Annotated in this window: 8 protein-coding genes; 3 read left to right on the forward strand and 5 right to left on the reverse strand. The window is 66.8% G+C overall.

The window, feature by feature from the left end:
• The 3 genes from HMPREF1138_RS01410 to HMPREF1138_RS01420 all read left to right on the forward strand — a co-directional run.
• Positions 1 to 396: IS3 family transposase (locus HMPREF1138_RS01410; RefSeq protein WP_039936234.1), on the forward strand; the 396-nt coding region annotated here is incomplete at its 5' end.
• 697 nt (positions 397 to 1,093) lie between these two features.
• Positions 1,094 to 1,507: a hypothetical protein gene (locus HMPREF1138_RS01415; protein WP_238318584.1), complete on the forward strand. Its 414-nt coding sequence runs from the start codon at positions 1,094 to 1,096 to the stop codon at positions 1,505 to 1,507.
• Between the two features lie 14 nt (positions 1,508 to 1,521).
• A complete protein-coding gene (locus HMPREF1138_RS01420; RefSeq protein ID WP_009055662.1) occupies positions 1,522 to 2,217 on the forward strand; it encodes a DUF6318 family protein in 696 nt (231 codons plus the stop codon).
• 1,258 nt (positions 2,218 to 3,475) lie between these two features.
• On the opposite strand, the gene HMPREF1138_RS01425 is transcribed toward HMPREF1138_RS01420, so the two are convergent.
• From HMPREF1138_RS01425 to HMPREF1138_RS01445, 5 genes are all read right to left on the reverse strand, one after another.
• On the reverse strand, positions 3,476 to 4,390 hold the full coding sequence (locus HMPREF1138_RS01425; protein WP_009055682.1) for an anchored repeat-type ABC transporter permease subunit: 915 nt from the start codon (positions 4,388 to 4,390) through the stop codon (positions 3,476 to 3,478).
• Positions 4,387 to 5,106 (reverse strand): anchored repeat-type ABC transporter ATP-binding subunit, encoded by a 720-nt coding sequence (locus HMPREF1138_RS01430; RefSeq protein WP_009055674.1) that lies wholly within the window; start codon positions 5,104 to 5,106, stop codon positions 4,387 to 4,389. Before HMPREF1138_RS01430 ends, HMPREF1138_RS01425 begins: the two co-directional genes overlap by 4 nt.
• Positions 5,103 to 6,203 (reverse strand): choice-of-anchor M domain-containing protein, encoded by a 1,101-nt coding sequence (locus HMPREF1138_RS01435; protein WP_238318585.1) that lies wholly within the window; start codon positions 6,201 to 6,203, stop codon positions 5,103 to 5,105. Before HMPREF1138_RS01435 ends, HMPREF1138_RS01430 begins: the two co-directional genes overlap by 4 nt.
• A 482-nt stretch (positions 6,204 to 6,685) precedes the next feature.
• On the reverse strand, positions 6,686 to 8,299 hold the full coding sequence (locus HMPREF1138_RS01440; protein ID WP_009055660.1) for an anchored repeat ABC transporter, substrate-binding protein: 1,614 nt from the start codon (positions 8,297 to 8,299) through the stop codon (positions 6,686 to 6,688).
• 71 nt (positions 8,300 to 8,370) lie between these two features.
• On the reverse strand, positions 8,371 to 9,325 hold a 955-nt coding region (locus HMPREF1138_RS01445), incomplete at its 5' end, for a TIGR03773 family transporter-associated surface protein (RefSeq protein ID WP_009055676.1).

Below are 9,325 nucleotides of genomic sequence, written 5' to 3' on the forward strand. Positions count from 1 at the left end.
CAACACCTGGCTTTCCGCGTTGAGCGGCGCATGGGAGCCGCCGACGTGATCGAAATGCTTGACCTGGCTGTCCTGGCACATGGGGCACCCCAGGTGCTTCGGGCCGATAACGGGCCCGAATTCATCGCCGGAGCCTTGGGGCGCTGGGCCAGCGAGCATGACACGCTCCAAGCGTTCATCCCACCGGGCCAGCCCTGGCATAACGGATTCGTGGAGTCCTTACACAACCGCATGCGCGACGAACTCCTCGAGGACAACATGTTCGAGGATCTCAACCACGCGCGCGCCCTGATTGGCGCCTGGTCCCAGCGCTACAATGAAGAACACCCCCACAGCGCGCTAGGCTGGCTCTCACCCAACCAATACGCACGCCAATGGGCACAACACCACCAATAACAACCAACAACCCTCAAAACACCCGGTCCACAAAACCAGACCAGGCCAACATCAGACGGCACAACGTGCAGGGGCAAGAATGCTGTCTCGTCTGCAGAGGAAGAACAGTTAGTCTTTGCCTTACTGATGACATGGAGAGACGGAACTTGGATTGCTATTCAAGGAGGTTCGGAAAGTGCTCAAGGAAAGTAACAACCCATGTCGACTCATCGCGTCACTACTATCAAGCACATTCTTCTTGACGGCATTAGCAGCCTCGAACGCGCGAGCAGAGGACTTGCCCCTAGATTCTCCGCACTTTGGGGCCGAAGCCAGTGGAACAAGTGTTGCAGTGGCGCTAGCGAACGCAGCGCAACAAATCATTGACGGATCCGCTCCCTCATCTGAATCGACTCTTGGTGATGACAGAGCCCGGAACACAGCTCAATCTGAGCACGCCATCGATCCGGATTCTGATATCGATTGGGAACATTGCGGTTTCGACATCACCGACCCTTCATTACCGTTGAAGCTGCGTGTGGCAGTATGCGCCTATCCACCACCAAAAACTCCTGAATCTCCCCTACCTGAAAAGCTACCTACAACGAGGGAGATCCTCTATTCGGCGGCAGCCGTCATCCACGCCGATGGGGCGGGCCTGCGTAAGCGGCCCGACGGGGTGTCCTACACGAACAGGTTTGTGCCCACCATCGTCTCGGTGACCACCCCGACTCAGACCCACGTCATCAATCTGTTGGGCCGCGACATCACGATCACCCTGACGGCGACGAACTATGAATACTCCTGGGGTGATGGCACCCCGGGCACGGTGACCACCTCCCCGGGCCTGGCATGGGAGAAGGGCATTGACCCGAACAATGATCCCCGGTTGATTCGCCACTACTACACACCCCCGCAGGGGTGGCGTTCTGGGTTCGACGGGCCCTACCCGCATGAGAACCGCGAGATCACGCTGACGACTACGTGGAGCGGGACGGCCACGAACCCCTTTACCGGGGAGACCCAGACGATCAATGGCCTGGTCACCACCACCGAAACAACCGGCCCCTTCCCCTTGTCCCACCTGGTCATTAACAACACCGACACCTGGGAAGAAAAACAAGGACACTAAGCGAGTGATGCACCATGACCACCAAACCCTCCAACATCGGCCAGTGGGTCGGCGCCGTTATTGCCGCCGTTGTCATCATCGGCGCATCGTTCCTGGGGTTCCACGCATTCAACGCTCGAGCCCACGCGAACGCCGAACTTCAGTCCGGGGCACAGTCACCCCAGTCTGACAACACCGAGCAATCCGGCTCCCAATCGGGTGACACCCCTCAATCCACAGAACCAACTTCCGTTAACGTCCCGAAGCCCACTCCCCCACCACACCTCTACGCAGGTGGTCAAATTGGCGCCCAAGCAACATCGCAGTGGTACCTCGACCTGTGGGCATATGCGTTCAATACCGGGGACACAGAAGACTTCATGAAGGTGTGTCAGGTTGAAGGTTACTGCGATGCATTTGCACACGACCTGGAACGCATGCATACAGATGCATATCTCGTCGAGCCGCTCACCAATCAGTATCTTCAAACAAAGGACATATACGAGTGTTCACTCAAAAAGGACGGCACTGAAGGAATTTGTATCAAATTCACGTATTTGCAAACACCGGCGGGTTTCCGCTACCTCACAGAAGAAAAGGAATCAGAACAATACGACACCATAAGCACAGTCACCGGCGAAGAAATCAACAACGAACAAAGATTCTTTCGTGTCCTATTTCTTGAAGAGCGGGGTGATACATGGGTCGTCACCCACATCTGGGATCACTAAGAACCAGCGCAAATCAGCATCCGCAAATTGCGAGAGTCCGCGGATTCAATTCTCTTTGTTGATGCCGACAATACAGCTGTCGCACCACAACTCCACCACTCCATATGCTGAAGCCCCGGCCCACCATCGCGGGCCGCCGCCTCAACGTCATTGTTTCACGTGAAACACTCGACCGTCTCCGCGTCGTCACCGTCGACGACACATCCATCAACACAAGGAACACTCCCCACGCCGTCACCGCAGCTGTCCCGGTCCCCCACAGGCGACCGGGACAGCGCTGCGTAATGATCAACGTTTCCCTGCGAGCATGTAACGCACCCAACGTCGCTCACCCGTGGACGTCACCAGGCCTCGTGACATGAGATCGCGCAGATCCGAGCGTGCCTCCTCAGCGGTCACACCAAAATGCTCCCTATATTCCCCGTTGCTCCAGGTACAGCCATGACACATGTCGACCAGCACCTCCTTCTTCCACACATTTGAACCGGCCGCCACACCAACCCAAGACCACCAAGCCAGGTCAAGTCCCCATCCGGAATCAGCGCAACCTTCGGAACGCACACCATCAAGGAGGCCCAGGCACGTCCATAGCACAATTCAAGTCACCCAAAGACTGGTGCCCGTCACTCGCCTCAATTCATAGAAGCTCATTCCTATCTCATAGAACCCCATTTCTATGTCATAGAAGGGCGTTTCTATGACATAGAGGCCCCTTCATAGCTCATAGAAGCCCATTTTGCGTCATAGAACCTCATAGAGAGGCATCTACGATCATAGAATCGAGCGAGGTTTGGGACCTCGATGCCATAACAGGAACAGGCGCCAGCGCCACAAACATGCGTTTCACGTGGAACAGCCACTCCACACTTCATTGCTCCACCACTTGCACCACAGGCAACAGAAGCAGCACTACGCACCGCCCGCACAACCGCCCAAGTCCAGGTTCAAACCTGTTACCGCCCTCGCATTGTTTCACGTGAATCATTCGGCACCTGTGCCTACAGACGCGCGCACCCGCAAACGCGCAACCGCGCACCAACCGCGCACCAACGACGACCGACAACAAGCGGGGTGCCACCCCTCGGCAGCACCCCGCTCAATCACTCACGCACACCTACACCGCGCGCATTCCCGCAGAGCCGCACAACCGCAGCGCCCCACGCCCACACCCGCAGTGCCCGCAGAGACCTACCGCCGCAGTGCCCGCAGAGACCTACTGCCGCAAAGCCCCGCGGCAACCCACCTCCGCAGACCAGCCTCACCCCCGCCTCTCCCGCAGCCTCCGCGCGAGGACCCCGTGCCTCGGCGCGAAGACCCAGGCGAGCACGAAGCACGCGGTGAGCACCAGGACGATCGTGGCGCCCGTGGGCACGTCCAGCGCCCACGACAGGTACAGGCCGATCAGGCCCCCGGAGGCGCCGAGCACGGGCGACAGGATCATCATGGTCCCCAGGCGGTCGCACAACAGCCGCGCGGTGGCCGCGGGGGTCACCAACAAAGCAAGCACCAGCACGTTGCCGATCGTCTGCACGGAGATCACGACGGCCAAAGCCACGGCGACATACAAAGACAGATCGGCAGCGAGCACGTGCACGCCCGCCGCTCGCGCGCTCTCGCGGTCCAGGGTCACCGCCACGATGGGCCGGTGCGCCAGGAACAGCATGAGCAGCACCAACGCAGCGCCACACATCACCACGGGCACATCCGACGCCGGGATGCCCGTGATCGACCCGAACAGGAAGTCTTGCAGGCTGCCCGCGTACCCGGGTGCCCGCGCGATGATCGCGACGCCCAGCGCAAACGCGCCCACGAAGAGCACGCCGATGACGGAGTCCTCCTTGAGCCGCCGGTTCTGCGCCAACAAGGCCACCAGCACGGCGGTCACGACGCCCGCGAGCGCCCCGCCAAACACTAGGGACCCGCCGCACACGAACGCGATCGCCAGGCCGGGGAACACGGAGTGCGCGACGGCGTCCCCGATGAACGCCATGCCACGCAGGACGACGTGCACGCCGACGCTGCCGCACACGAGCGCGGCGATGACCGCGATGAGCAGCGCGCGCGGCAGGAACGCCAACGCCGGGTTCGTCAGGTCGCGGAAGAAGTCGTAGGGGCTCAGGAAGTCCGCCGCCGGGACGAGGCCACGTCCGGCCGCGTGGATCACGGTGCTCATGCGCGCACTCCTAGGGCGTCGAGGATCGGGTTGTCGGGTCGCACGTCGAAGGCGCGGATCCACGGGTCGGCGTCGGCCAGCTCGTCGGGCCGCCCTGTCGCGACGATCGTGCGCCGCAGCAGGTAGAGGCGGTCGCACCCGGCGCGCGCGCCGATGAGGTCGTGCGTCGTCATGAGGAGGGCCCGGCCCCCGTCCGCGAGCGCGCGGAACAGGTCCATGAGCATCTCCTGCGTGGGCATGTCGAGGCCGGTGAAGGGCTCGTCGAGGAGCAGCACGGCGGGTCGGATCGCGAGGGCCCGGGCGACGAGGACGCGCTGGCGCTGCCCGCCGGACAGCTCGCCGATGGGACGCTTCGCGAGGTCGCGCAGGCCCACGAGGGACAGGGCCTCCTCGACGGCGCGGAAGTGCGGGGTGCGCGCGCGCCCGAGCAGCCCGCGCCGCACGGTGACGGCCTGCAGGACGGCGTCGCGCACGCTGATCGGGAAGTCCCACGCGAACTCGTGCCGCTGCGGCACATACCCGATCGCGCCGTCGGTCTCGACGCGCCCACTGGAGGGAATCAAGCCGAGGATCGAGCGGATCAGCGTGGTCTTCCCGGCGCCGTTGGGTCCGATGAGGCCGACGAGCTCCCCGGCCCGGGCCTCCAGGTCGACGCCCTCAAGGACGCTGCGCCCACCCAGGGACGCGCCCAGTCCGGTGACGCGCAGCTGGCTCACTGCTCCCCTCCCCGATCGACGAGGCCGGGGCCGCGCTCTCCCGAGCCTTCACCCTGGGCGGGCACGGACCTGTCGGACGAGGCCGGGGCCGCTTCCCCGCTTCCCTCACCCTTCGCGGTGGGCAGGGGGGCGAGGAGGGAGTCGGCCTCGGCGATGGCGGCGGCCTGTTCGGCGCGGCTGCGGCGCGAGCGCGCGACGACGAGCGCAAGAATTACCAGGAGGGACAAGCCGGCGACGGCGATGATCGCAAGGAAAGCCCAGTCGGGCAGCCCGCCTTCGGAGGAGGGCGACGCTGACTCGGAGGAGCCTGTGGCTCCCGGCCCGGCGGCGCCCGGGTTCGCGGAAGAGGAGCCAGCGCCCTGGGAGGCTCCCGCGGCCGGGTCCCCAGAACCAGAACCAGAACCGGAAGCCGCGGGCGCGGCCATGGCCAGGGCCTCGGACGCGGAGGCGCCGTCACCGACGGCGAAGCGCAGGGTCGTGGAGGCACTCACGGCCTCGCCGGAGGTGGTTGTACCCAGGAAGGTCACGGTCGCCGTGTAGGTGCCGGGGGCGGAGAACGCCCAGTTGGCGTGCACGTGCGTGCCCGAGTCGATCCACACGTCGCCAGGCGCCGCGCCGGAGTCGGCGAGCAGGAGGGGCTTGCCGAAGGTGCCGGACTGGAGGAACAGCCACGCGCGGCCGGGCCCGGACACGGGGCCGACGCGCATGGTGAGGCCGCGGTCGATGGTGGCCGTGACGGCGGGGTCCTGCGTGTTCCAGCCGAGCCACACGACGCTCGGGTTCTGCGTCTGGGGAACGACGTACACGGGCTTGCCCGCGACGTCGGCCAGGAACGGGTAGTCGGCGGAGTCTGGCGCGGTCATGACGGCCGCGTCGCTCACCCGCAGGACGGTCTGGTTGGGGTCGCGCCACACGGCGCCGCTCTCGGCGTCGTGGCGCAGGCCGGCCCTCCACTGTCCGTCGATGAGGCGGGGGCCGAGGTCGACGTGCCCGACGCTGATCTCGCTGGCCTCATTCGACCATTCTTCGTGCGCGGCGACGCTTTGCGCGAGGTCGGGGTCGGGACTCGGGTCAGCAACAGAAGAGGGGGCGCTCACGATGACGAGGAAGGCCGACACAAGCAGAGTGCTCAGAGACAGGCCGAGACGGGGGAATTGCACCATTAGAGCCGCGACACGCCGGCGACACGCCGTAGGGATGCTTCTAATGCTGCAATTCCCCCCGGCGCCACGGCCTGGCCGGGCTTCGAGCACTGATGCCCGCCCGCTCGGTCCCGTGGACGGCGGCAAGGTCTGGCCGGGCTTGCGGAAAGGCCGCCGCCCACGGGACGCCACACGCACGGATGACGGCCATTGGCTAGCCCCGGGGGCGGCGGCGGGGCCTGGCCGGGCTTCGAGCTGTGATGCCCGCCCGCTCGGTCCCGTGGGCGGCGGCAGGGCCTGGCCGGGCTTCGAGATCGACCACTCCGAGCGAAGCTCGCGTGTGGCGATCTCGCGGGCGGGCCGCCGCCCACGGGACGGCAAGAAAGCGGGCGGGCAGGCCACACCTCGGCCGGCAGTCAGACGAGAAGAGAAGGATTTCATGGCATCTCCTTGCCGCCCAGGCAGCGTGCCAGTGAGCGGGCGTTGTGTTCCATCATGTCGATGTAGGTGGGTGCTTGGTCGTCGAGGGTGTCGCCGTACAGGGGGCAGATGTCCACGCCCGCGTCGGTGGCGGCGGTGCGCAGGGTGGAGCGGGTGCGCGCCAGGTTGGGTTCGAGGAACACCGCGGGAATCGAGGAGTCGGACAGGGTGGCCTGGAGTTTGATGCGGTCGGCGATGGAGGGTTCGACGCTGGGGTTGGGCGCGACGAATCCGGCGACGGTGAGCCCGTAGGCGTTCGCCAGGTACGCGTAGGCGTCGTTGGTGGTGACGAGTTTGCGGCGCTCGGAGGGGATGGACGCGATGGTCGAGGCGACGGTGGCGTCGAGCTCGTCGAGGCGCGTCAGGTAGGCAGCCGCGTTGGCCCGGTAGGTGGCCTCGCCGCCCGGGTCGACGGAGATCAGCGAGTCACGGATGACGCGCACGTATGCCTGGGCGTTGTGGACGTCGTGCCACAGGTGTGGGTCGATGTCGCCGTGGACGTGCTTGCCGAGGACGGCCTGGGGCAGCATGTACACGCTGGCGCCGGGCTCGCCGATGAAGCGGAACGAGGCCTCCCCGGGGATGGTCGTGAGCGCGCGGGTGGGCACTTCGATGACGACCTGGTCGAGGTCGGTGCATTCCATGGTCGAGGCGACGGCCGCCGCGGCGCTGGATGCTCCCACGCAGGGGGCCGAGGCCTCGTCCCCGCCGAGCGCGCCGGCGTCGGAGGCGAGTTCGACGCTCTTGGTGGTGAGGTTGACGGTGATGTCGGCGTGGCCGGCGGACAGGACGCGGCGACCCTCGGCGGCGGCGACGTCCTCGGGCGGGGTGCCGACGGCGAACACGGCGGTGCCTTCCCCGACGCCCACCGGCGTAGCGCCGGGGGTGGTGCGCAGGTTGGCGCGGAAGTGGACGCGGTACACGCCGGGGGCGGTGAACGCCCAGCTCATGTGCTGGTGGGCGTCGGCGGGCAGCTGCGCGGTGTCGGTGTCGTATCCGGTTGCGGCGTTGAAGCCGTCGGAGGAGGCGAAGGCGATCTCGGGCTGCCCGAAGGACGTGGTGAGGTAGGCGGCGGCCTGGCCGGGCCCGTCGACGCCGGTGGTCGTCAGGTCGATCTGCGAGGCGCGGGTGGCCCCCATGTCGGCGCCGTCGCCCCACACGCGCATGCCGAGCCACGGGGTGTCAAGCGCCCGGTCTTCGACGAGGGGGAGGATGGTCGCGCCGTTCTTGGCGGCCTCCTCGGCGACGGAGACGGAGCGCGAGCCGGCCGGCAGGTTGGAGTCGAGGGCGCGAATGAGGGCGTGCTCTTCGAGCATGAGGTAGTTGGAGAAGGCGACGTCCGCGTAGGCCACGTCGCGCACTGTGCGCAGGGAGGGCTCCCACGAGTGCGGGTCCGCGCCGTTGGGCACCATCTGGGTGACGTGGGCGCGGTCTCCGGCGACGTTGCGCACGAGGTCGGCGAGGATGCCGGTCGTGGCGACAACGCGCAGTTCACCGTCGGATGCCGGGTCGGGCGCGGGCGCGCACCCCGCCAGGGCCGCCGTGAGCGCAAACGTCGAGGCGGCGAGCACACACCCACTCCCCCGCCACCCACGGAAGGGGAGGCGGGGGACGAGGGAGAGTCGGCCTCGTGACTGAGGGGTCACGACTGCGCGTGCAGGTTGCGGCGGCGTCCGATCGCGCCCACCCACACGCAGGCCGCGCCCGTGAGCGCCCACGTGAGGGAGACGACGGTCAGGGGGATGGTGTCGGCGCCGGTGGTGGCCAGGGAGAGGTCGCAGTCCTTGCCGGACGCGGTGCGGCCGACGACCTGGGAGACCATGGGTCGCCCGCTCGGGCCGGTCACGCCCGTGGCAGTGAGGTCGCCGCCGGACCCGAAGCCGCTGCCCGCGAGCGCCGCGCCGTTGGGGGTGACGCGCATGGTGATGGTGAGCGTGTAGGTGCCGGGCGCGGTGAACACCCAATTCTGGTGGGCGTGCGTGTTGGCGCCGAGCGTGTAGCCGGTGCCGGGCCCATCGAAGACGTGCTCGCCGACGCCGGAGCCGAGCGCGCCCGCGTTGAAGACGGCAACGCGTCCGGGGCCCTCGACGGCGTCGAGGGTGAATTGGACGGGGCCGGTGGTGCCGGTGACGATCTCTTCGCGCTGGGAGTTCAGGCCGAGCCACGGCACGCCCGCGATCTGGGTGGAGGGGATCAGCCAGACGCTGGAGCCGGGGGTGGCGACGAAGCCGAGGTCCGCGGGCGCGGTGATGCGCGCGGCGTCACCGAGGGCGAAGGTCAGGGACGAGGGGTCGACCCACTGGGCGGGCTGGCTGCGGTCGTCCTTGACGCGGGCGACGAGGGTGCCGTTGTCGATGGCGGGGCCCAAATCGAAGTGGCCGTCGGTCGCGTTGCCGGAGGCGCCCTCACCGACGCTGACGGTCAGCGTGGTGCGCGCGGTGTTCGCGGGTGCTTGGGACGAGGCCAGGGTGGCGGCCTCGGCTTCGGTGGCCTCGCGGGTGATGCGGGTGGCGACGCAGCGCTCGCCTGTGGTGGTGCCCGTGGTGGTGCGCGCGCCCGAGGACGGGGCGGGGTTCGCGCCGGTCGTCGTGCCGGTC

It is taken from the genome of Actinomyces sp. ICM58 (assembly GCF_000283035.1).
GTDB lineage: Bacteria > Actinomycetota > Actinomycetes > Actinomycetales > Actinomycetaceae > Pauljensenia.